Annotated in this window: 21 protein-coding genes; 16 read left to right on the top strand and 5 right to left on the bottom strand. The window is 44.9% G+C overall.

Features of this window, described 5'->3' with window-relative positions:
- The first annotated feature begins 251 nt into the window (after positions 1–251).
- From C5745_RS07695 to C5745_RS07685, 3 genes are all read left to right on the top strand, one after another.
- On the top strand, positions 252–1,331 hold the full coding sequence (locus C5745_RS07695) for a baeRF3 domain-containing protein (protein ID WP_105716416.1): 1,080 nt from the start codon (positions 252–254) through the stop codon (positions 1,329–1,331).
- Positions 1,332–1,509: 178 nt separating this feature from the next.
- Positions 1,510–2,223, top strand: a complete 714-nt coding sequence (locus tag C5745_RS07690; protein ID WP_105716415.1) for a DUF421 domain-containing protein — start codon at positions 1,510–1,512, stop codon at positions 2,221–2,223.
- Positions 2,224–2,231: 8 nt separating this feature from the next.
- Positions 2,232–2,936: a DUF421 domain-containing protein gene (locus tag C5745_RS07685; RefSeq protein WP_133166320.1), complete on the top strand. Its 705-nt coding sequence runs from the start codon at positions 2,232–2,234 to the stop codon at positions 2,934–2,936.
- 10 nt (positions 2,937–2,946) lie between these two features.
- Here the strand turns inward: C5745_RS07685 and C5745_RS07680 are convergent, their stop codons facing one another.
- Positions 2,947–4,674: an alpha-amylase family protein gene (locus C5745_RS07680; RefSeq protein ID WP_105716413.1), complete on the bottom strand. Its 1,728-nt coding sequence runs from the start codon at positions 4,672–4,674 to the stop codon at positions 2,947–2,949.
- Positions 4,675–4,984: 310 nt separating this feature from the next.
- Here C5745_RS07680 and C5745_RS07675 point away from each other — a divergent pair, with 310 nt between their 5' ends.
- The 9 genes from C5745_RS07675 (at position 4,985) to C5745_RS07635 (ending at position 17,683) form a co-directional block, all read left to right on the top strand.
- Complete coding sequence (locus C5745_RS07675; RefSeq protein ID WP_133166319.1) at positions 4,985–5,572, top strand: RNA polymerase sigma-70 factor; 588 nt, start codon at positions 4,985–4,987, stop codon at positions 5,570–5,572.
- Between the two features lie 199 nt (positions 5,573–5,771).
- Entirely contained in the window at positions 5,772–6,782 is a 1,011-nt protein-coding gene (locus C5745_RS07670; protein ID WP_105716411.1) for a FecR family protein, read from the top strand.
- Positions 6,783–7,079: 297 nt separating this feature from the next.
- Entirely contained in the window at positions 7,080–10,487 is a 3,408-nt protein-coding gene (locus C5745_RS07665) for a SusC/RagA family TonB-linked outer membrane protein (protein WP_165793047.1), read from the top strand.
- Between the two features lie 10 nt (positions 10,488–10,497).
- Complete coding sequence (locus C5745_RS07660; protein ID WP_105716409.1) at positions 10,498–11,871, top strand: RagB/SusD family nutrient uptake outer membrane protein; 1,374 nt, start codon at positions 10,498–10,500, stop codon at positions 11,869–11,871.
- Between the two features lie 4 nt (positions 11,872–11,875).
- Positions 11,876–13,120, top strand: a complete 1,245-nt coding sequence (locus C5745_RS07655; protein ID WP_105716408.1) for a YdcF family protein — start codon at positions 11,876–11,878, stop codon at positions 13,118–13,120.
- A 32-nt stretch (positions 13,121–13,152) separates the two neighbouring features.
- A complete protein-coding gene (locus C5745_RS07650) occupies positions 13,153–14,361 on the top strand; it encodes a hypothetical protein (RefSeq protein ID WP_105716407.1) in 1,209 nt (402 codons plus the stop codon).
- 14 nt (positions 14,362–14,375) lie between these two features.
- Positions 14,376–16,055 (top strand): glycerophosphodiester phosphodiesterase family protein, encoded by a 1,680-nt coding sequence (locus C5745_RS07645; protein ID WP_207795748.1) that lies wholly within the window; start codon positions 14,376–14,378, stop codon positions 16,053–16,055.
- A gap of 8 nt (positions 16,056–16,063) precedes the next feature.
- Positions 16,064–16,828, top strand: a complete 765-nt coding sequence (locus tag C5745_RS07640) for a hypothetical protein (RefSeq protein WP_105716406.1) — start codon at positions 16,064–16,066, stop codon at positions 16,826–16,828.
- A gap of 36 nt (positions 16,829–16,864) precedes the next feature.
- Positions 16,865–17,683, top strand: coding sequence for a hypothetical protein (locus tag C5745_RS07635; protein ID WP_105716405.1), 819 nt, complete (start codon positions 16,865–16,867; stop codon positions 17,681–17,683).
- Here the strand turns inward: C5745_RS07635 and C5745_RS20200 are convergent, their stop codons facing one another.
- The gene (locus C5745_RS20200; protein WP_165793046.1) at positions 17,684–17,842 is read right to left on the bottom strand and encodes a hypothetical protein; all 159 of its coding nucleotides are present in this window, start codon (positions 17,840–17,842) and stop codon (positions 17,684–17,686) included. It lies immediately after the preceding gene.
- A 73-nt stretch (positions 17,843–17,915) separates the two neighbouring features.
- On the opposite strand from C5745_RS20200, the gene C5745_RS07630 reads away from it, so the two are divergent.
- Positions 17,916–18,152, top strand: coding sequence for a response regulator (locus tag C5745_RS07630; protein WP_105716404.1), 237 nt, complete (start codon positions 17,916–17,918; stop codon positions 18,150–18,152).
- A 95-nt stretch (positions 18,153–18,247) separates the two neighbouring features.
- The gene (locus tag C5745_RS07625) at positions 18,248–19,075 is read left to right on the top strand and encodes an MBL fold metallo-hydrolase (RefSeq protein WP_105716403.1); all 828 of its coding nucleotides are present in this window, start codon (positions 18,248–18,250) and stop codon (positions 19,073–19,075) included.
- Here the strand turns inward: C5745_RS07625 and C5745_RS07620 are convergent.
- From C5745_RS07620 to C5745_RS20080, 3 genes are all read right to left on the bottom strand, one after another.
- Positions 19,068–20,036: a S66 family peptidase gene (locus tag C5745_RS07620; RefSeq protein ID WP_105716402.1), complete on the bottom strand. Its 969-nt coding sequence runs from the start codon at positions 20,034–20,036 to the stop codon at positions 19,068–19,070. The genes C5745_RS07625 and C5745_RS07620 overlap by 8 nt on opposite strands.
- 81 nt (positions 20,037–20,117) lie before the next feature.
- Positions 20,118–20,924, bottom strand: a complete 807-nt coding sequence (locus C5745_RS07615; protein ID WP_105716401.1) for an XRE family transcriptional regulator — start codon at positions 20,922–20,924, stop codon at positions 20,118–20,120.
- 32 nt (positions 20,925–20,956) lie between these two features.
- Positions 20,957–21,307 carry a hypothetical protein gene (locus C5745_RS20080; protein WP_133166318.1) on the bottom strand — a complete coding sequence of 117 codons (351 nt, stop codon included), beginning with the start codon at positions 21,305–21,307 and terminating at the stop codon, positions 20,957–20,959.
- A gap of 12 nt (positions 21,308–21,319) precedes the next feature.
- On the opposite strand from C5745_RS20080, the gene C5745_RS20075 reads away from it, so the two are divergent.
- Positions 21,320–21,724, top strand: coding sequence for an ImuA family protein (locus C5745_RS20075; RefSeq protein ID WP_133166317.1), 405 nt, complete (start codon positions 21,320–21,322; stop codon positions 21,722–21,724).
- Entirely contained in the window at positions 21,717–23,210 is a 1,494-nt protein-coding gene (locus C5745_RS07605) for a Y-family DNA polymerase (protein ID WP_105716399.1), read from the top strand. Before C5745_RS20075 ends, C5745_RS07605 begins: the two co-directional genes overlap by 8 nt.
- Positions 23,211–23,218: the final 8 nt, after the last annotated feature.

Genomic DNA, 23,218 nt, shown 5'->3' with positions numbered 1-23,218 from the left:
ATCGTTCTTGTTTCTTGTTTGCAAATCGCAAACAGATCTACGGTCCGCAACGTGATAACTGCAAACAATCTGTTAGCATAGTCGTTATATAAGTATATCAACCGCGGTTCTAAAAATTTATAAGAACGAAGTCGAAAACATCTGTTTACGTTTTCCCAAATAGTTTCTGTATGAAGAGGAGAATAATTTCAGATGCCAATTTCTTTCGGGCTTGGCTGCGGACGGTAGATAAACTTCCAAAATTTTAAAATATGGCTATCAGAAAACAGTTAGAAAAAATTGCTGCCGAATCAGGAGCGCCTTGTGTAACCATTTCTCTTAATACACACCGTACGCATCCTGATAATCAGAATGATCGTGTTAAATTGAAGAACTACATTACAGAAGCTCGGAAACGGGTCGAAGACGAATTCGGCAAACGTCCTGCTACCGAATTATTAGCAAATCTAGAAGAGGTTGAATCCGAGATTGATGAAAACTTTAACCTGGAAAGTTTGCATCTTTTTGTATCAAATCAAACGAAAGAAGTTGTTCGATCTATTTGGCCAGTTTCCAACGAAGGGGTAGTCATAGCAGACCATTTTGCTACGCGGTCATTGATAAAATCTTATACACGGAGTTACGAGTACCTTGTAATGTTACTGTCACAAAGTGGAGTTCAATTATATGAAGCTGTTAATGATACAATTATCGCTGAGATCGAAAACGCGGACTTTCCGTTCGCGGAGAATCCTCATTATTTGATAAACGCAGCACAGCAAAGTGACCCTAAGCAAGTGGATAATATGGTCCGGGAGTTTCTTAATAAGGTTGACAAGGCTGCAGTACGTGTTTATCAGGACACCGGTCTACCATGCGTTGTAATTTGTACTGAGGATAACTATAGTCGATTACTTCAGGTAGCTGATCAAGAAGACATTTATTTAGGTTATGCACCTATCGATTACAATAATACAGCAACCCATCAGGTTGTAAAGCAATCTTGGGAGCTTGTTAGGGAGAGGCAAAAGCAAGTGCGGCAATCAGACATCAAGGAAATTCAAGAGGCGGTTGGAAAAGGTTTACTGATTACGGATTTACAAGAGATTTATCAAGCTGCAGTTGATGGACGAGGTGATCTGCTGGTAGTACGCGAGCATTTTGCACAAGCAGTGATGATGGATGACGAGCGGACCTTTACCTTGATTGACGACCCAACACACGATGGGAGCGTTGAAGATATCACCAGTACGATTGCATGGGAGGTCATGGCTAAAAATGGTCGTGTGTTATTCTTAAAAGATACCGACGAAATGGATGTTAACGATATCGCTTTAAAGGTGAGATATTAATGCTCAGAAATTCGTTCGTCAAATCCCGGCTTTATCTCGTGAGAGATAAAGCTATATAGTGCTATTGAGATTTAAGGAGGAGCTTAATGACGGTTCCGATTGAATGTAAAAGTACCTGGTCAATGTGTTCGACTACCTTAGAAAAAAGAGGTAGAAAGTACGGAACTTTTTTAAGCAGATGAGCGTTCAACAGGTATCCCGTGGCATTGGGAAATTGAACATTATGGATTGGCATAGAATCTTCATCGGCGAGGCACCTACGGAGTTTTTACTGGAGGTGATTATCAGAACGGTAGTCATATTTCTCGTCTTGCAATTAATAATTCGCGGGCTGGGCAAAAGGATGGCAGGGCAGCTTACGATCTCTGAGATGGCTGTTATGATAACGTTGGGCGCCATTATTGCCGCCCCGATTCAAATACCTGATAAGGGAGTCGTGACGGGCATTGTCGTTCTTTTTTGTGCGCTAGCCTTCCAGCGGGGAATAAACCTTCTAGGGGTTAGGAGTAGAACTTGGGAACGCGCTCTACACGGCGAGGAAAGCATATTGATAAAAGAAGGAGTGCTGCAAATCGATGCCCTTCGAAAATCTAGAATATCTCATCAGCAAATATTTGCTGCTTTGCGGAATGTCGGTATTTATAACCTTGGAGAAGTTAACCGGCTTTATCTGGAGGCAAGCGGACTTATGAGCATCTTCAAGTTCAAAGAGCCCGGATTTGGACTTCCCATTATTTTGGAGCAAGATAAGAACACGGCTATTTCGGGTTTGGAACCCGCAAGAAATATATTTGTTTGCACCGTATGTGGAAAGACAGTAGAGGCTGACCGACTTCCCGAGGACAAATGTGGACATTGTGAAAACGACTATTGGATAGTGGCAATGAGATAACAGATAACATGGAAGCATATCAAATACACATAGACGACATCCAGCGTATTCTATTCGGGACAACGCCGATCACGTTTCTATTAGAAGTCGTATTCCGAACAGCAGTCATTTACCTCATTCTGATGCTGTCGATGCGGATGATGGGTAAACGGATGTCGTCACAGCTGAGTCGCAATGAATTAGCAGCAATGGTCTCGTTAGCTGCCGCCATCGGAGTTCCCCTTCAAGATGCCTCGCGGGGCTTGTTACCGGCAATATTAATCTCGTTTATCATTGTCTCGTTCCAACGGTGGGCAGCTCGTAAATCAGCTGCGGATCAAGAATTCGAAGCCAAAACTCAAGGCCGGGTCAGTGTTCTTGTAGAAGACGGCGTGCTAAAGCTCGACACCATGAAACAGGCCCGGATAAGTAGGGAACGGTTATTTGCACAATTGCGTTTTGCCGGATTGCAAAACCTCGGCAACGTAAAAAGAATGTACTTTGAAGCCAACGGGTCCTTCAGTTTACTAGAAGACCGCAGTTATAAACCAGGATTATGTTTGATTCCCGCTTGGGACTATGAGTTCAGGGAAAACATGAGATTTGATAGGGCGAAACGAACCTGTACGGCTTGTGGTCTTGTAGCGGACGATCCGTCATGGTCGAACGACAATGCATGCCGAGCATGTGGTGGAGCCGAATGGGAGCATCCAGTCGAAGCGGTTTACGATTGACCAAGGTTCGCTATTCCCGATTTGATACGAGCTGCAACCATTTAAATCCGTAGCCCTCCAGTTCGTTGTCCTCCAAATTTGGATTTGGCTGTTCATTATGTAAAACTGTATCGATATGAAATCCATCCGTTATGGATTTGTCAAAGGTAAACTGTTCGCTGGTCTCACTGAAATTATGAACGGTTATTAATTGCTTATCTTCATCATAATAACGTATCGCAAAAATACTGTTTGAGGAGGTCGGTATGATGTCCCAATTTCCTCTCCCGATTTCGGGGTGCGACTTTCTCGCTTTGACCAACGTTCTAATAAAGTATAATAAAGAGGTCGAATCCGTGTATTGGCGTTCGACATTAATGTGTTCGTACGCGTATTCCCCCGAGTTTATCACATTCCGGAAGGGTTCATCAGCCTGCGTAAACCCTCCATGTCGGCTACTGTCCCACTGCATGGGCGTCCTTACAGCTAGTCGCTCCTGTAAGGTCAGGTCGTCGCCCATCCCGATTTCTTCGCCATACCGTAAGACAGGCGTGCCTGGAAGAGAGAATAAAAGGCTGTATGCCATTCTAATCAACCTGGGGTTGTCAATCATAGGCGCGAGCCGTCGTCTAATACCGCGTTCGTATAACTGCATATTTGTTTCGGGCCCGAACCGATCATAAACCCTTTGTCGCTGCCGTTTCGTAAGCCGAGCTAGGTCAATCTCGTCATGGTTTCGTAAGAAGAATGCCCACTGACAGAGCGCAGGTTTTTCCTTGAATTCTTCGAGTGCCTTGCTAAGCGGTTCTGGATCTTGTTCTGCTAGCGAAAAAAACAGCTTTTGATTGGCAAAAAAGTTAAACATCATGTTTAGTCGCTCCCCGTCCTCACCAAAATAATCGATGTTTTCTGTCGCAGATACATTTGCTTCGCCCAATAATAACGTCTGGGGATTAGTCTCCTCGACCGTTTTTCGGATAGCCGTTAACACAGAAAAGAGGTGTTCTGGATTTTCGCTTCCTGTCCGGGGTATGTCAATAATGAACGGAACGGCATCTAATCTGAAACCATCAAGCCCTGCAGCCAGCCAATGGTTCAGTATTTCGAGTGCCTTGCGTTGAACAGCTGGATTCTCATAGTTAAGATCTGGCTGGAAGTCGTAAAACCGATGGAAGTAGTACTTTGCGGCGACTTCGTCGTATGTCCAGGTTGCGTTTTGGACACCAGGAAACACCATTCCTTTGTCCCAATCCTTCGGTTTTGTGTCAGACCACACATACCAGGTGTGATACATTGACGTACTATCTGAGCGCGCTGCTTGATACCATGGATGCTCTATCGAAGTATGGTTTAGTACAGCGTCCATGATCACACGCAGTCCCCTACGTTTGGCCTCCGCAATAAAGCCCGCAAACTCAGCCATTGATCCCAAGCGTGGATCGATAGCAAAGTGGTCAACGATATCGTAGCCGTCATCTCTTTGTGGACTTGGCTGGAACGGAGCCAACCAGATAACGTCAATACCCAAAGTATCTGCCAGATATCCCAATTTGTTCCGCAGACCGTTAAAATCTCCCATACCATCGTTGTCACTGTCCTTAAAGGTGCTCACTTCGAGATTATAAATGACGGCATTTCGGTACCATGTATCAGGCATATTTGGTTGCGGCTCCTTGATCTTGGACACGTTGGTGCAAGCGCAGAACGTGCTTAGCACAAGAAAAGATATCGTTCGCGATAAAAAAGCTGTCTGCATCATTACTGTTTTGTATACCAAAGCGCTGGTAAATCTATTATGTTAGCATGCGTTTGTTCACCCCTTCTTCAACTGTGAAGGGTCATTCATTCCGCAAATAGAACAACAACCTGAAACCTTTGGTTTTGTAAAACTCAAGTATTCATAATGAATACAAACTTTGCGCTATGGATATCTTGAAAGACCAAAATCAATGGACCTGCCAATAAAATTAATATCACGTAAATGATCGAAAGCAATTAACATAAGCATAATATTTCAATCACAATAAACACACGAATCTTTAGCATTTTTGGATAATAGATTGATCAAGGTGAATTATAGTAAAGCATCAGATAACGAACTGTTCGCATGTTGCCAAAAGGACGACATGAGGGCATACAATCAGTTATTCGACCGCTTTGTTGGCAAGTTGCATCGCATGGGACTTCGTTATATTAAGGACGAATATGCTGTAGAAGAACTTGTCACGGATATTTTGCTCAATCTTTGGATACGAAGGAATGAGATAACTCTCGAGGGTCAACTTTCTCCATACCTCTTCCGCGCCATGCACAACAGGGCTATTAGTTTCCTTCGTAAAGCTACACCAGAAACGATCGACATAAATACGCTGTCCGGAGATAAGTTAGTGGCTGACGGAACGGCAGACCAGCAGATCGGCGTCAAGGAGGCCCTAAAGACCTATGAGGAAAGGCTTGCACGCCTTAGTCCCCAACGGCAGAAGGTGTTCCGACTAAGTAGGGAGGAGGATATGAGTTACGCTGATATAGCCATTGAAATGAACCTCTCCCCTAATACCGTGAAAAACCATATGAATGCAGCGTTAGAGTACCTGCGTATGCAATACGGTGACGCGACAGTCTCCACAGTACTGCTTTTTTCACTGTTTCTTTACTGATCAAGACCAGCAGCAATCCCTTTCAAACATAAATTATTCATTTTTATTCTGAGTATCAGATTCTTAGAAGATAAATTCATTTTGTTTGAAAAATAAATCACTTCCGATTGGTAGTCACAGGACTCTATTTGCGACTCTATAAATAGAAGGATAGAATATTTGGGTAAAAGAATTGAGATCTTAAAAAAGATAAAAGAGAATGCGAGACGCAGAAAAGGTGTTACTCATCAAGTATTTTAATGGTTTATGTAACCTCGAGGAAAAAAAGTCGGCGCAGGAACTCTTGCATGCAGACGAAGCACGGGAATTTTTCCTTGAACTTTGCTTAGAAGAATGGGATGAACCCCTACAAGAAAGTAACAACACTAAAAACACCCATGCCCTTTGGAAAGAGAAAGTGCGTGTACAGATCCATTCCAAAGGAGAGAAGCCTAAAAAAGACAGGCTACCGATACTTCGTTACGCTGCCATGTGGGCAGGAATTGTACTTATATCGACCTTAGCACTTTGGCAATGGCAGGCAAACAACCGGTCGATACAGGCCGAAGTTTCGCTCATTGAAAAGACCAATCTTCAGGGAACTCCCGTTAGCTACTTTTTACCCGATAGTTCGGAAGTATTCCTCGCGGGGGGCAGTAGCGTGATCTACCCTCAAAACTTCAAAGGAGCTACACGGGAAGTCAAATTAGAAGGTGAGGCCTTCTTTCAGGTAACATCCGATCCCGATAAACCTTTCATTATCCACACCGGTGACATCAGCACACAGGTGCTGGGCACATCCTTTAAGATATCAGCTTTCGAAAAGGAAGACATAAAAGTTGAAGTGGCAACCGGTAAAGTCTCCGTTTACAAGATGAATGATAACGCGAAGCAAAAACTCGGAATCCTTACCGCAGGCTTAAGGCTTAAATATAACCATGAAACCGGGACGGTAGAACAAGGTACGGTGGCTGGCACAGATCTCCAGCAATGGACAAAGGGAGAACTGATCTTTGATGATGAACCTTTAGGCTCAGTGGCTCGGGAGTTGGAGCGTCGATATGGCGTTCAGATTGTTTGTCTGGATGCCAAAACGTCGGCCTATCGCGTTTCCACATCATTTTCCCAAGAAGCAGGTGTCGAGCAAATTTTGCGGATGTTAAGCAAAATGGGGAAGTTCAGCTTTAGAAAAAAGACGGAAAGCAATTATGAATTATACAAAACCAAATAAGAAAATATGAAGAAATAGAAAAGAGAACAAGAAAAAACGCCCTACCATGTACGGTAGGACGTTGAAAGTGAACAAAAAAGCCGTAATGATTTGGAGATCCGACGGCTTAGTTGATACCCAACCTTATCTTGTCAAGATAAGGGTAATGAATCGTTAATATTAACTGGCACCCATTTTTACAAAAATATGCAAAATATAGTAAAATCGAATTATTTTCTGCATCCTAGATACGCATGCAGAAAACCATTCATACTGCTAATCTTTTTGTCATTCCTTTGTCTGTATTCTACTAAGGGTATGGCACAGCAGGATATAGACCGAAAGAGAGTAAACCTAAACCTTAGAAATGTATCTATCAAAGAAGCCCTTACTGAAGTGCAGCAGCAAAGTGGTATCCGTTTTATGTATGATGAAGATATCAGGAAGTACGCCAAGATACGGGTAAATCTTACAGAAAGAAACATCCCCATAAAAGATGCCGTAACCTCTATTCTGAGCAGGACGAATTTAACGTTCGAGTTCACCGAAGGTTATCTCATGATCCGGGAACGAGAAACCCCCAGCCAAACTCCCAGACAGACGAGAAACAATCTAACGGGACAAATTTTGGAAGTAAATACAGCTAAAGCCATACCGGGAGCCACAGTGCGCATAGTCGAGATCGGTAAAATTACGGTCTCCGACAACGACGGCTTCTACGAGTTTCCCGCTCTACCTTTGGGAAACTATACCGTAGAGGTTTCCTACATCGGTCAAGAGACACAAAAGTCGCAAGTCACTATCAATGCGGGAAAAGATATCATCCTCAACATCGGATTGGATGGAGCTTCTTCACAATCTTTGAATGAGGTTGTGGTTGTTGGTTACGGAACACAGGAGAAAAAGGACGTGACAACTTCCATAGCTTCTCTCAAGGCCGATGAGATCAATAGCTTTTCGGGTGTAGGTATCGACAAAGCGATGACCGGAAAAATGGCCGGTGTGCAGGTCATCGAAACCTCGGGCGCCCCCGGAAGCGGCATCAGTATCAAGGTCCGAGGCTCCAGTACGATAACAGCCGGGACGATGCCCTTATACGTGATTGATGGCGTTCCCATGTCAGACCAAGATGATAGCGGGTCGGGAAAGCGCGTAAACTCCTTAAATGATCTCAACCTGCAGGACGTCGAGTCCATCGAAGTGCTGAAAGATGCGTCTGCAGCGGCGATATATGGATCGCGGGGTTCGAATGGGGTCGTTCTGATCACAACCAAACGCGGAATTACAGGCAAACCGCTGATTGCTTACAATTCCTTTGGAGGCTGGCAAGAGACGACAAAGAAAATGGAGATGCTTGATGCCTATCAGTACGCACAATTGGTGTACGACTCTCACAACAATACCTATCTCGACTTATTGGCAGATCAAGGGAAGCAGGGAAGCATTTCGGATGGAAATGATATCCGCCGGGCAAATATCGGTAATAATAGTGCAGCTTTGATCCCCCCCGACCTATGGCCATATATACGTGGCGAACAAGGTCTGGTCGACACCGATTGGCAGGATCAGGTATTGCGGCAGGCAGCAATCCAGAATCACTCGCTATCGGTTCGGGGCGGATCCGATAATATCAAATACTATTTCTCTGGGAACTATGTAGATCAAGATGGTATCGTAAAGGGATCTGGCATGGAAATGATCAACGGACGGCTTAATTTGGATGCCCAATATAACCGACTTAAATTAGGTACCAGTATCAACGTGACGAGTACGGTGTATAACTGGATTCCTTCAGAAGGCCGACACACCGATGAGAACATTGTGTCTAGTGCTCTCGCGATGTCACCGACTATGCCTGTTTACAATTCAGACGGATCTTACAATTTTGACCAGTACAGCTGGGGTTATTCGAGAGCTCAAGTCGTCAACCCTGTAGCTTTGGCAGCACTTAAAGACGACCAGATGGACCAGATCCGGTTCAAAGGAAATGTCTTTGCCGAATACGAGCTGGATAGGGGTCTTACCCTGCGGACATTGTTTGGCTATAATGTCAAAGATTGGCAACGTGCTCAATTCCGACCATCGACTTTACCGAATGAGGCAACCCGGATAACTCCCTCTATTCCTTCGGCGACATCTCGCACCAAGAGGAATGTTAATTGGGTTTCCGAAACGACATTGAAATTCAAACGCAAATTTGGATCGCATGGCATCAACGCTTTGGCCGGATTTACTGCCCAAAAAGAACATAGCTCTGCAAACTTAGTGGCGGGTACAGGCTATCAAAATGATCTAGTGAAAACACTCAATTATGCAACCACCATTACAGACTGGTCCTCGACCGTACAAGAATGGTCTTTACTCTCCTGGCTAGGGCGTGTGCAGTACGATTATGAAGGTCGCTACCTTCTGTCTGCCGCAGTCCGGACGGATGGCTCCTCTAGATTTGGCACTAATAACCGCTGGGGCTATTTCCCTTCGGTATCTGCCGGATGGAATGTCGCGGAGGAAGGTTTTTTGAAGGATAATCTAGTAATCTCGACCTTGAAGATACGTGCGAGCTACGGACAAACCGGAAATTTCGGAATTGGTAATTACGCATATCTTTCACGGATATCTCAGGACAATTACATCCTGGGCGCGGTTGACGGCAGATTAGCTGCGGGTATGGTTCCTTCAACGTCTGGCAACCAAAACCTAAAATGGGAAAAAAACTCCATGATCAATCTAGGAACGGATATCGGATTATGGAACAATAGCGTCAACCTTCAATTTGATATCTATAACAGTAATACATCAGATCTCCTATTAGACCTGCCGATTCCCTCTACATCTGGGTTTGCTACAGCCCTGCGCAATGTGGGTAAAGTCAATAATAAAGGAATAGAATTGGTAGTCAACACCAATCATCAATTGGGAGGTCTCCGGATGGCACACAATGCCAACTTCTCAGCCAACAGAAATAAGGTAGTTGATCTTGGAGGGCTGAATGAGATAATTTCGACAAGCGATAATGTTATATATTTTGTTACCAGAGTCGGTGAGCCAACAGCATCATACCAGACGTTGGTAACCGATGGTTTGTACCGTAGCGAATCTGAACTAAATGATCCAGACATACCCAAAGTCCCGGGTGCACGGCCGGGGGATTTCAAATTTGTCGATCAGGACGGTAATAATATTATTGACGGCAACGATCGCATAGCGACGGGTAATTATCAGCCAAAATTTATCTATGGATACACCAGCTCGCTGGGTTATGGCATATTCGACCTAAGTGTAGCAATTCAGGGAACCTATGGAAATAAGGTGGGCAATATAGCCAAGCGCTATATCGACAATATGGAAGGAAATACGAACAATATGGTTACTGCGCTTAATAGGTGGGTTTCCGAGGAAAACCCAGGGGATGGACAAACCATCCGTGCCAACCGGACCGCAAAGGGACTCAACGGACAGATATCCACCTGGCATATTGAAGATGGTTCCTATTTACGGATTAGGGACATCACATTTGGCGTCTCTCTGCCGAATACCCTGATGCACAAAATAGGCGTGAGTCGCCTGCGCATATACGCAAGCCTTATTAATCCCTTTACATTCACGAAGTATTCAGGGTTTAACCCTGAGGTAAGCACACGGGATAATCCCCTTACCCCGGGAGTGGACTACGGGACATATCCAATTGCAAAATCATACAACATGGGTATTAATTTGGAATTTTAACATAATTATCATGAAAAAGATATTTTTACTTTATTCTCTCTCTAGCATCTTAACACTAAGCTCATGTAATAAATTTCTTGATCTGGAGCCACAATCAGATCCAACGGTGGCATCTTTTTACAAAACAGAGTCCGATATCCGCAACGCGGTTAACGGTTGTTATGCTGCACTACAAAGTAACAGACAATATGCAGGTCATTTTATCACGTTGATGGAAGTAAGGAGTGATAATATATCCGACAACAATTCGGGAGGTAACGCGGGGCGTGATTATAATATAGACCGTTTTATTGCTGGCGCTGATAATATTGCTATTCTTCAAGCTTGGCAAAGCATATACAATGCAATATACAGGGCCAATGCTGCACTGGCCAATTTAGATGTAGTTCCCGGTCAGTCTACTCGAAACCAGTATGAAGGTGAGCTACGGTTCTTGCGGGCATTGAACTATTTCAATGCGGTGCGGCTCTGGGGGGATATACCGCTGGTTCTGCAACCTGTGGAACCAGAAGATGCGTATGCCCTGATCCGTAATGATCAGAGCGAGGTGATGGAAGCTATCATTGACGACCTTGAAGTGGCTAAAGATCTGTTGCCTCCCGCCTTTGGAGGAGACGACTTGGGGAGAGCCACAAATGGCGCCGCCAAAACACTACTTGCCAAGGTGCTGCTGACCATCGGAGAATATGGACAGGCTTCCAGCATACTGAAAGAAGTTATTGACAGCAAGCATTACGAATTACTTCCAGTGATAGATTCAGTATTCAGTGTCAATAACAAAATGAACAGGGAGATCATTTTTGCAGTCCGATACAATAAGTCTGTTGTTGACGAAGGCCATCCGATATTAACCTACTTTGACGGACCGGTACTGGATCCATTATTGTTGAATGGATATCCTCCAGATGATGCACGGAGACCTTTGCTCAATACAACGTCGGTAAACACAAGAAGGCCAGTTAATAAATTTTATGATATCCACGATCTGAATACCAATAATGTCGGAAATGACTTTCCATTGCTTCGTTTTGCTGATGTACTGCTGATGTATGCAGAGGCATCGAACGAAGATAACTATCAACTTGTCGGTGATGCAAGAACAGCGCTTGACTCAGTGAGGATCAGGGCGACCGGTACTCCGTTTAATGATGTAGAACTGGCTGATCAGGATCTCTTTAGGAGTGCTGTTGCCGATGAAAGACGTTTGGAGTTGCCGTTGGAATGCCATCGATGGTTCGATTTGATTCGTACCGATCGGGCAGTGGAGGTGATGCAAGGTGTCAATCTACAGATAGAACGCTGGCAATATCTGTATCCAATCCCCCTTACGGAAGTACAGATTGTTAACGATCCAGAAAGATTCCCTCAAAATCTAAATTATTAGCCATATGACGAAACTAAAAATAGGATGTCTACAGTTCATGATAATGGTATCTTCAGTACTGTGGGCTCAGGATTTTGACCATCAGTACGGACGGTTATCATCTGGCAACGAATTGAAAGATAAACTGTTCTATCTTTTCTCCATCATACAGCAGCTGGATCTACGTGAGGATATAAGTATGGAACCGTATCGTGAAGTATATCAAAAGAAGCGAAGAGCTTTGGAGCAGCTATCAAACGATGAAAAGTTGTCACAACACCTCGCTGACCTTAAGTTTAGCGACATTGAGATTACGATTTTGAAGGACGAATTTCAAAAGCTTAGCGAGGGGCACGCAAGATGGGAAGATCTGATAAACACACATCTGATTCCTTCCGGCTATAATATCAAAATAGCAAGTACCGATAATTCAGAGTTTTTATCAGAAACGCTTGAAAATTCCCTTAACGGAATAAACCTCATTATCGATACCTATGGGCTTGGTATTCATGGGAAATACGCATCAATAGATTCCGTACGATTTGATGTTAACGGACAGGAATACGCTGGACTGATTAAAAATCGAGCAACGGTCATTCTACAGCGCGAGTCACAGAAAGGCCTATTCTTTGAACCGTCGCTGGAAACGGCTTTGTCATTGCTAGAACTCAATGAACGTACCGATGCCGCGCGGTTTGAACCCATGGACGAAGGCGTTAACCGTGCAGCAATTGATGCTGTGCAGACGACGAATTGGGCTAAGTATCCCTATTCTGTCATTCTAGTTCCAGGGAATGGGCCAAAGGGCACCGAGCGGCTGAGCGAGAATGCAAAAAAAAGACTGAAATCGGCCGTTGACAACTACAATCGCAAGCTAGCGCCTTTTATTGTGGTGTCGGGAGGAAGCGTCCATCCACCTGGAACGAAGATTAATGAAGCAGAGGAAATGAAAAGAGAATTGATGACAAGATATAAAATTCCAGAATCGACCATCATAATGGACCCTCATGCCCGTCATACCCCAACCAATCTGCGAAACTGTAATAGACTAGTCTTACGGTATGGGTTTCCGAAAGGGAAAAAAATATTGATTACAACGGACAAGAAGCAGGCTGATAAAATCTCGCATAGGGATTTCGTGAATCGGTCCCGGGAAGAATTGGGACATGAACCCTTTTTGCTCCTGAACAAAATATCGGATATAGAAATTGAATATTATCCAGTTTTACTTTCCCTACCGATAGACTTAATAGACCCATTAGATCCCTGAAAAATAATCCGTTTTGCAAAAAGAAAATAAAGATGAAAGCAATAAGAAAAAAATTAAGAACCAATTGGTTTGTTTCCGTAATCTTCGGGTGTTGCATCTTTACCGGGTGTAATAAAATAGAGCCAACTGTGGCTCCCCAAGAGGAAACACACAGTTTATCGACAATCAGGGAGTTATCCGCCGGGACGATTCCGGACGGAATTAAAATTACCGCAGTCGTGATTTCAAATCCATTGATCGAAGACACCGATCTCGTCTACGTACAAGACGAGGAGGGAAGCGCAGTGAAGCTTCGCTTCGCGGGAGGCCACAACTTTAATTTAGGAGACAGAATAGAAGTGTACCTCTCGGGCTGCAAATTGGAGGTAAACGGAAGCGAATATGAAGTTAAGGAAATACCGCTCATTTTCTCGAACCGAATAGGTTCGGTGGCGCTCGTGCCAAGGATAACTACTGCGGAAGAGATAAAAGCGAGTCGAGAGCAATGGACTTCTTCTTTATTGAGATTGAGAGCTATGAAGGTTATTAGCGGACCCGATGACGGTCTATACTTGCTACAGGATTCTATTGGAGAATCGACCATACATGTTTCTGTCGAAGAATCGCTTGAACTCCCGCTTCCGGATAGCGTACAATTCATTTCCGGTTATCTCTTTTATATTAATGGTTTCCCGGCCTTACGCCTACGGAACGCTTCTGATATCGTTACCTATTCACGGCAAGTGGGCGATCAAACAATCCTGGAGCCATTTGATTTTGGGGGGACAGGCAGCATGCCAAATGGTGATCAAGTCTTCACGGGGTTTGTGTCGGGAGACTGGATGTTCAACGATGCTGCGGTACTAGGCGCAAACGAAGTCAACGATTTAAGAAATGGAACGGGAACGGTACGTCTTCGGGGAAACCTTACAAATGCTAGAGTAGGATACATCTACACGTTGTTTGATGTCCAAGGTCTACAGAAAATTAGATTCAATTTTGGAGGAACTAATCTCGGGGAGGGGGGCGCAGAAGTCAATGAATACGCTGTAGAAGCGTTCGTTTCCACGGACGCGGGAAGTACTTGGATATCCTTAGGAAAAAAAGTAGGGACAAGAGGTAGCTTTACCGTAATGGAATATGAGGTCAACGGTGATGCAGACAAAAATTATAGGGTAAAAATACAGAACCGCTCTTTTGTTCGCACAGACAATGGCAATAGATTGCGGGCGAATGTGGATGATGTAGAACTGATTTATTAATAAAAACAAATAAAATGAAAAGACAAAAGATCATGACGGTTATATGCCTTTGGTTGCTGGTGGGGAGTCTTCCCCTCCGGCTATTTGCAACGGTGTCCGAAGTGCAAAAGCAGCCAGATTTGACTTTCCATGCAGCAGTCAGCCTATACCAATTGTACAAAATGAATGCTGATCTTTCAGGAGGCGTCAAAGGTACAGTTGATTCAGGCTACGGAACCGGTGAGGTTACATTAGAAGTCTGGTCGAGCTTCATTCAGTCGGAAGGAGATTTTCCCAATATCCTTCTCTATAAATTGGTAAATGGAAAACCCAATAGTACCGATTACGGCGGTACCGCGGAAACATATTCCGATCCGTCGACGTTAGGGATAATTGGCACAGACTATCCTAAGCCTTGGCTAAGTAGTGACATTAAGTCGGCGGCACTTATGGCCAAACAGTATTATTGCAAAAATGCTTGGGTCGGTAAAGTGTTTAATGATTTGATGGGATCGACGATGCCCGTTGTGATTAAAGTTTTCCTTAAAGGCGGAACGTTTACGGCAGCTAAAATACCCGGAATAGGTGAGTTTACCAATAACGACGCTGGTAGGACAAAGTTAATGTTCGACCCAGTGCATCCTTGTAACGATGGCACTGCACCGAAGGACATTGAAGCGATCTGGACGGATCTTAAATCGCTTCCAGCAGGAGTTTCCTCAAATACCGTTGATCTAAAATATGCCGCACATCGTGGCTTCTGGGGAGACAATCTGGGAGCCGGTCCAGTAGAAAATACGGATCCCGCGATCCAGGCTGCGCTGCCGTATACCAAGATAATCGAATCGGACGTCACTATAACTAAAGATGGCGTTGTCGTGGTCAGCCACGACTACAATCTCCAGCGGCTTACGAACTATCATGGACCTGATCCCGATAACACTTTTATCTATGATTTAAATTATGACCAGATTAAAGACCTCCGTCTTCGAAAGCGGAATTTTGACGTCACGGATTTTAAGTTTATCAGACTGGAAGACCTGATCGGGTACATGATCGAACATAAAACAGTTCTTACTATAGACATAAAAGAACGAGCACAACGCAGAAATCCAATTACGGGAGCTTGTACCGCTGCCTGCGATGTAAACCGAGCTAAACGTGATCAGGGTTGGGTGCAAATATTTGAGAAAATTCTTGATGCCGCCGAAGCGCAAGATGCCTGGGGTTATTTGGCGATAAAGACACCGCTGACTATCAATCGTATCAAGTCCTTACTTCCCGCCGAAAAATGGCCATTAATGGGCAAGGTGCTTTACTTTCCTGTTATTCAACCGGGAGCAAGTGTAAATGCCGCAGTAGAGGTTATCAATGACTGGTATAACAACGGACCAGATTATTTGATGGGTTTCGAAACTAATTTCAAGACCTCAAGCGATCCGGTAATGCATAGTTTCAGTATAGCTGGAAAATCATACGATAACATTCTACACTATGTGGTTTCACGTGTTCGGTTAAGGCCTGGGATGTATCCCGAGGAGCCTATGGGACCAAAAGGCATTGTAGACCGTTATGCACAATGGCTTTTTAAGGACATGCGTCGCGATTATCGGGGAGATCATATTTGGTTAATGAGTTTACCCTATTTCCCCGTGTCAATTCTTACGACCGATCGGCCGGATATCTGGAAAGATGTGAAAGGTCTTTATCAATAATATGTTTTATGAATAAAAACTTAAATAGCGTTTTAAGAAACGGTCTTGTTCTTATCCTACTGGTGTTTTTTCAACATTCCGTTTTCGGACAACACGAACCAGGACCATATTCTTTCAACCCTTACATAGGAAACCTGGTGTGGATGGATGGCGAAGAAAGCACACTTACCTCAAGAACAATTACTATGAATAACCTACAGCCATTGGATAATGAACAGGATGGCCTTATTGTAGTTTTTCAGGTTCATCTTCGTTCTGAGGATGAAATGTTGCCACTTGTCGCCTTCAGTATTCTTGGAGCGCAGGGAAGCAACCTTATCGAGATATATTACTCAAAAAGTACGGTTACAATCCGGCGGTTTTTTCACACTGATGGTCAACGAAAGCATTATGATTATCACCTTTTCGATCCTCTTTTTGTATTTTCCGGAGAGCGTAACTTCGAATTTAGGACGTATTTCACATCCAATTTCATGTATCTCGTTTCTAAAGATCTGGAATGTAATCCGGGATATCTAATGTCTCCTGTTTATTTCGGCTTAGATCAAGGAATTACATTTTCTCAATCAGACTCCGGCACGCAACAAGGTTTTTCAAATATGGGGGTATTTATTCAACGTAGTTCCAATGCTGCTATAAAAATTGGTGATACTACTGGCAAACGTCTTCCCTATATTTCTAGTACCCAAATTTTCGGCCTTCGATATGGAGATTGGTGGCAACAGATGCAAAGCGGTTTTTCCTCACCTAATCCAGCTGAATTGCCAAACTAAAAATTGTTATCATAAATTATCAAATAATCTAAAACAATGAAAACATTAAAATTTGAAAAATTGACAGTATCAGCCCTATTATTGGTTATTGTATGTAGCAAAGCCAGTATTGCGCAAGAGAAACCAGTCAAACGTGATTTAAAGCCTCAAGAAAAAGTCATGATTGCTGATAGCTACGATGCGGAGTTCTATTATCTATACAACAAACAATCAAGTAAGGGGCGTGTTGGAGGAACAACTGCAAATTACGATGGTCCTCTCTTCTATTCCAACAGTGCGTATGACATCCATTTTGCGCCACGAGTAGGTTCGAACTTTTACGACTATTATTTCACCATGTCAAAAGGTCGGAATGGCGACCCTTTGTTTTACAGTCCTAAGAACAATTGGGTGAGGTTCGGAGGCAATGCCGGACTTGCATTTTGGGGTGATGGTAAATACTCTCAAAATGACTTACCAAACTTGTTCATAGATCATTTTGGAAAAGTAGGCATAGGTAATATATTGGATGATATCTCAACTAGCAACCAAAATTCTTACAGCCTTTTTGTTTCGAATGGTGTATTATCCGAAAAATATGGATTAGGCTCGCAATATTCTTGGGCAGATCATGTATTGAAAGAAGACTATTCATTAAAAGCGCTAAGTGACGTCGAGGAGTTCATAATAAAAAATGGGCATTTGCCGAATATACCTACTGCTGAGGAAATCGCAAAAGATGGATATTCAATACACGATATGAATGTAAAGTTTCTTGAGAAAATCGAAGAGCTTACTCTTCATCTAATTGAACAAGACAAGGAGATAAAGCAGTTAAGACAAGAGTTGGATACCCATGTTAAAGACGCAAAATAGTTAAACGCCATCCAAAGAGACAATACCGGGCCGGCCCTTGATTTCCGGCCCGAAGTATTGTGCCGCCCCGGCTGATGTGAAGGGGCGCTGACTTTTCCATAGGGCATTGTCCGAAACTAAATAATTCTTAGTCAAACGATTAAGCTTACAAACAATCATGGGCGGTTAGTTGTTGATGTAACGGTATCTTACTATGAAAACACTTATAAATAACATTGTTTGAAGGGAAGCGATGAAGAAAAGGAGAATATTATTAGCAGAGGACCATTTAGTAGTTAGAGATGGAATAAAGTTGCTATTGGACAATCAAGATAATCTTGAAGTGGTGGCCGATGTATGTTGCGGTCGGGAGATATTGGACTTGATAGCCACAGGTGTGGAAGCGGATATTCTTATTACAGATTTAAATATGGATAATGGCAGTTTTAGGTTCCTTAAGGACTTACATGAAAAGAATGCTGGGATATAAGCAAACATAAAGTTATGTGGAATGAAAAATATTAGAACCAATAACGATCTATTTTGTCCTGTTTTTACGATAATGTATAATCTAACGCTCAAGTTATGGAACAGAGTAAGGACAACAAATTTATTCCTATGACATCCGTGTCCAGTAATAAGGGCAGGGAAGTTAAAGAGGACGTGTATTATTACACGAATCAGATTGTTAATCTGATTATGGTAGGGAAACCAGGCGGGCCTTGGGTTTTAATAGACGCGGGTATGCCGAAATGTGGAGACGAAATCTTGCAAGTTGCGCAAAAGCGTTTTGGCGATAACCGCAAGCCCGAAGCGATCATTTTGACCCACGGACATTTCGACCACGTCGGCAATATTGCCCATTTATTGGAAAGATGGGATGTACCCGTTTTTGCCCATATCCTTGAGCACCCTTATCTTACAGGAGTTCAAGATTATCCGGAGCCAGATAGCTCGGTCGAGGGCGGACTTTTGGCCAAGATATCCGATATTTACCCGCATCAATCAATAGACATTAGTGAGCATCTATTCCCACTTCCTGAGGACGGTAGCATTCCTTTTCTTTCAGATTGGGAGTGGATACACGTACCGGGACATTCTCCGGGTCAGATAGCTTTGTTTCGTCGGAGAGATGGCTTTTTAATTTCTGCAGATGCCTTTATAACGGTTAGACAAGACTCGTTATATAAGGTGTTGCTTCAAAAAAAAGAGATTAATGGTCCTCCTCGCTATCTCACAACAAACTGGGAAGCTGCTGAGGAGTCGGTGAAGACATTACGCGATCTCAGGCCGCAGGCGGTCATTCCCGGGCACGGCCAACACATGGAAGGCGAAGAACTGCAAACCGGCCTTACAGAGCTGGTCGAAAAATTCGATGAGCTTGCTAAGCCCCACCGCGGACGTTTTATATAATAAAGACATCCGCCCTATTATTGGTAGCATCAATTGTTATAGATCCTCCTATCGGAAAAGTAACGATGGGAACGGTATGACCGAAATCAACGTTTGCAATGACCGGTACATTTTTCAGCTCGTCTTTTGTCTTAATGATTTTTGTAAGAAGATCTCGCGTAACTTTCGATTCTTTTCTAAATCTACCAATCAGAATCCCGTTTACACTACTAAAATTTGGCTGGAGGAGTAAAGATTGTAATTGGTTTTGAACATTGTTTGCACTCTCTGCCCCGTTGTCTTCCAGTATATAGATTAGTCGTTTTCCACCGTCGCTTCTCATCGCAAATTCAGTTCCTTGTATAAAATTAAGAGTCAAGAAATTGCCGCCAATGATCGTGCCTTCAGCTTTGCCTCCATTTATAATCCAGTATCCGCTATTTACGCTTTGTTCTTCTGTCCAAGGCGTATTGTAATATATGTCACTGGGCATTATTTTAATAGGGCCTTCTTCCATCAAGCACTTTTTAAAATAGGCCAGTGTATAATCCGCATCCTTACTTGCGGCTATCGCCGAGAAGTGTGGTCCATAATAAGTAACCATACCTGTCTTTACATAGATGGCATTCACCAGTGCCGTAATATCTGACAGTCCGCAAATGATCTTAGGGTTTGATTTGATAAGGTTATAGTCGATATGACTCAATAGTTGGTTTGAACTTGTGCCTCCGCTTAATGCTAAAATCCCATTGATGGTATGGTCTAGAAATGCCTCATGGAGGTCTTCCAGCCTGTTTTCGACCGTTGTGGACTTAAATTCGTCTACCTCTCGAATATGTTTCCCGAAACTTACGGTCAGGCCTAGTTTGTTAAGCCGCTTAACCCCTCTTTCAATTATTTCCGTTGTCAATTTTGGAAGCAGGCTATCAGCAGGCGCGATAACACGTATGTGGTCACCCTGGTGCAGTTTTTTTGGAATCATAGTTCAACTATTTGTAATAAACTAATCGTATCTGTCGCTATTGAACGCTTTTCCGACTTTTTAGTTTGTTTAACCCAACATTTATCTACTCCGCTCCATCTTACTCCCCAAATTCCTTATCGCCGATAGCACCGTCGCCATGTCCGACTGCCCTTCTGGAAAGTCCCTACTCGTATAGGCGTGGAATTTCCAGATTTCCAGTACATCACTAGCCTCTACGGTATAAGGCTCATACAGCGGATTGAGTGACCTTAGCAGCAATGTTCCGTCAGCGCGTACCGTCACCATCTTGAATACTACATCCTGCTCGCCGTTCAAGACCACCACGCAGGGTGTATCCGGCTTGATGTCCGTCCAGTCCGATACATATTTACCTGTTATATCACTGCCGTCCGTTATCGGTAGCATCGAATCCCCCGAGATCGGGAAGATGCGGTAGGTATCACCCTTAGAGAGGTTCGGTACCGAATATTTGGGGAGTGTTGCGATATAGGCAGGGTCAGCATGGCCGGCGGCGTATCCCGCTTTTGCCTTGATCGGCACGTACTCCACATGTTCGTTGTTGTCCCGGTCCACACTGATGGCCAGTACCCGGAGATTGCCGCCTTTGATATAGACATCATTGCCCGCCTCCAACTCCCGCATTTTTAGTTCCCCAAGTTTCGAAAGGTCGATCTTGAGCAGCGTATCGATACTCACGGCAAAGAAAGCAGAAAAATTAAGGTAGTCGTCCGGCTGAGGCGATTTTGTGTTGCCCGCCTCGATAGCAGCTAGCTTGGCCCTTGTTATTCCTAGCTTTTCCGCCAGTTCGTGCTGGCTTATCCGACGGCGCTCACGTAGAAATTTTACATTCGGCGCAAAAAATATCTTTTGTTTATTCGTTTTCATTTGTTATAATTAACAACATGATTTTGTTATCATTAGTAACAAATATATATTTTTTTGAGGATATGGAGGGTATAAAAAAAGAAATTATCGAAAGTTTGCGGGAGAAGATCATGATCATGGAAGGATTCAAGAGCGGCATGATGGAAATGGAGCGCCCGGACTTTGGCTTGCAGGAGATGGCACACGCCTTTCCTCGCGGCGTGTTTCCTACCGGTGCCGTTCATGAGTTCACCAGCCCCACGGCCGCCTGTGCCACCGCTTCCAACGGTTTTATCTCCGGGCTGCTCTCCGGTCTTATCAAACACGGCATGTTCTGCCTCTGGGTAAGCACCAAGCGGAGCCTGTTCCCCTTGGCACTGAAAACCTATGGTATCGAGCCTCACCAAGTTATCTTCGTGGATGTTAAGCGCGATAAGGACGTGCTCTGGGTGATGGAGCAGGGTCTGAAATGCGATGCACTTGCAGCAGTGGTAGCGGAACTTGGCGAGGTCAGTTTTGCCGAATCGCAGCGCCTACAGCTGGCTGTAGAAAAAAGCCATGTAACCGGATTTCTTCACCGCCGGCGACCACGGCGCCAGCAAGCACTTGCCTGCGTTGCCCGCTGGCGGATCCGGCCTGTTGCAAGCCGGGTTCCAGAGGGAATGCCCGGTGTGGGGCATCCTACATGGGAGGTAGAACTGGAAAAGATCAGGAACGGAAAGCCCGGAAAGTGGTACATCGAATGGCGGAGGGGGGAATTTACGTTCCTGCCAGCTGCACAAGGTATCCCAGCAGCACTAAAAAGAGAACATTATGCCTAAGCGCTATATGTGCATATGGCTACCCTTGCTGGCGACAGACAGCATTGAAAAAATCCGTCCCGAATTGCGTAGCCGCCCGTTGGTGCTGTCTGCCCCGCAGAACGGCCGGACTGTGGTAACAGCTGCCAACCGTAGGGCAAGAGCAGAGGGTATTGTACCGGGCAAGGTGCTGGCGGATGCCAAGACCATTTTGCCCGAACTGGAAGCACTGCCGGACGATCCCCCTTCGACGGCAAAGCTCCTGGAGTCACTGGCCGAATGGTGCTTGCGCTTCAGCCCCGTAGCAGCGGTCGATGTGCCTGACGGTATTATACTGGATATATCCGGTTGTGCCCATCTATGGGGCGGTGAAAGACCCTATCTGGACCACATCGTCGGGCGGTTTGCTAAGGGAGGCTATGGAGCAAGGGTAGCGATAGCCGATACCGTTGGAGCTGCCTGGGCGCTGGCGCATTTCGGAACACAGGATGCCATAGCAGAGAGTGGTCAGGAGTCCTTGGTACTGGAAGATCTGCCACCGGCCGCACTACGTCTGGATCCTGCCGTGCTGGCACGGATGGAAAAACTGGGGTTCCGTCGTATCGGTCAGTTTATCCAGATGCCGAAATCCATGCTGCGCCGACGCTTCGGCGATGCACTGCTGCTGCGCCTGGGTCAGGCACACGGTACCGAGCCCGAAGCGCTGGAACCTGTCGTTCCCGAGCTGCCCTATCAGGAGCGTTTGCCCTGTCTGGAGCCCATACGCACGGCAACGGGCATCGAGATTGCGTTGCAGACCCTGCTGGAAAATCTATGCAGCCGGCTTTCCAAAGAGGGTAGGGGCATGCGCAGCGGAATATTGAAAGGATACCGCGTAGACGGGAATATCCAGCAGATCCATATCGGTACGAGCCGGGCATCGCATAACCCAGAGCACCTGTTCGGGCTGTTTGCCCTCAAGATACCCACCATCGAACCGGCACTGGGCATCGAGCTGTTCGTGCTGGAAGCTCCACTGGTGGAGGAAGCACCCAAACCACAGGAAGTACTCTGGGAAACCAAGGGCGGGCGCACGCAGGTAGCCGAACTGCTGGACACCATAGCAGGTAAAGTAGGCATGGACGTCATACACCGTTATCTTCCACAACAGCACCACTGGCCGGAACGTTCGATCCGGGCTACGGCGTCGCTGGATGAAGTGCCCGACACCGAGTGGCCGGTCGACAAGCTGCGCCCGCTGCATCTGCTGTCCCTGCCCGAGCCGATATCCGTGATGGTTGTACTGCCGGATTATCCGCCGATGCTGTTTACGCATAAAGGAAGAACCTATAAACTGGCTAAGGCCGAAGGACCGGAGCGTATCGAACAGGAGTGGTGGATCACGGATGGTCGGCCGAGGGACTATTATCGTGTAGAAGACGAAAAGGGGGGGCGCTACTGGCTGTTCCGATCAGGGCATTACGGGGAAGGCGAACCCGAATGGTTTCTACACGGCTTCTTTGCCTGATAAAAATA

This window comes from Sphingobacterium haloxyli (assembly GCF_002980525.1).
GTDB classification, from domain to species: Bacteria; Bacteroidota; Bacteroidia; order Sphingobacteriales; family Sphingobacteriaceae; genus Sphingobacterium; species Sphingobacterium haloxyli.
Note: the sequence above shows the minus strand (reverse complement) of the source record. Positions and strands in the feature narration are given on the sequence as shown.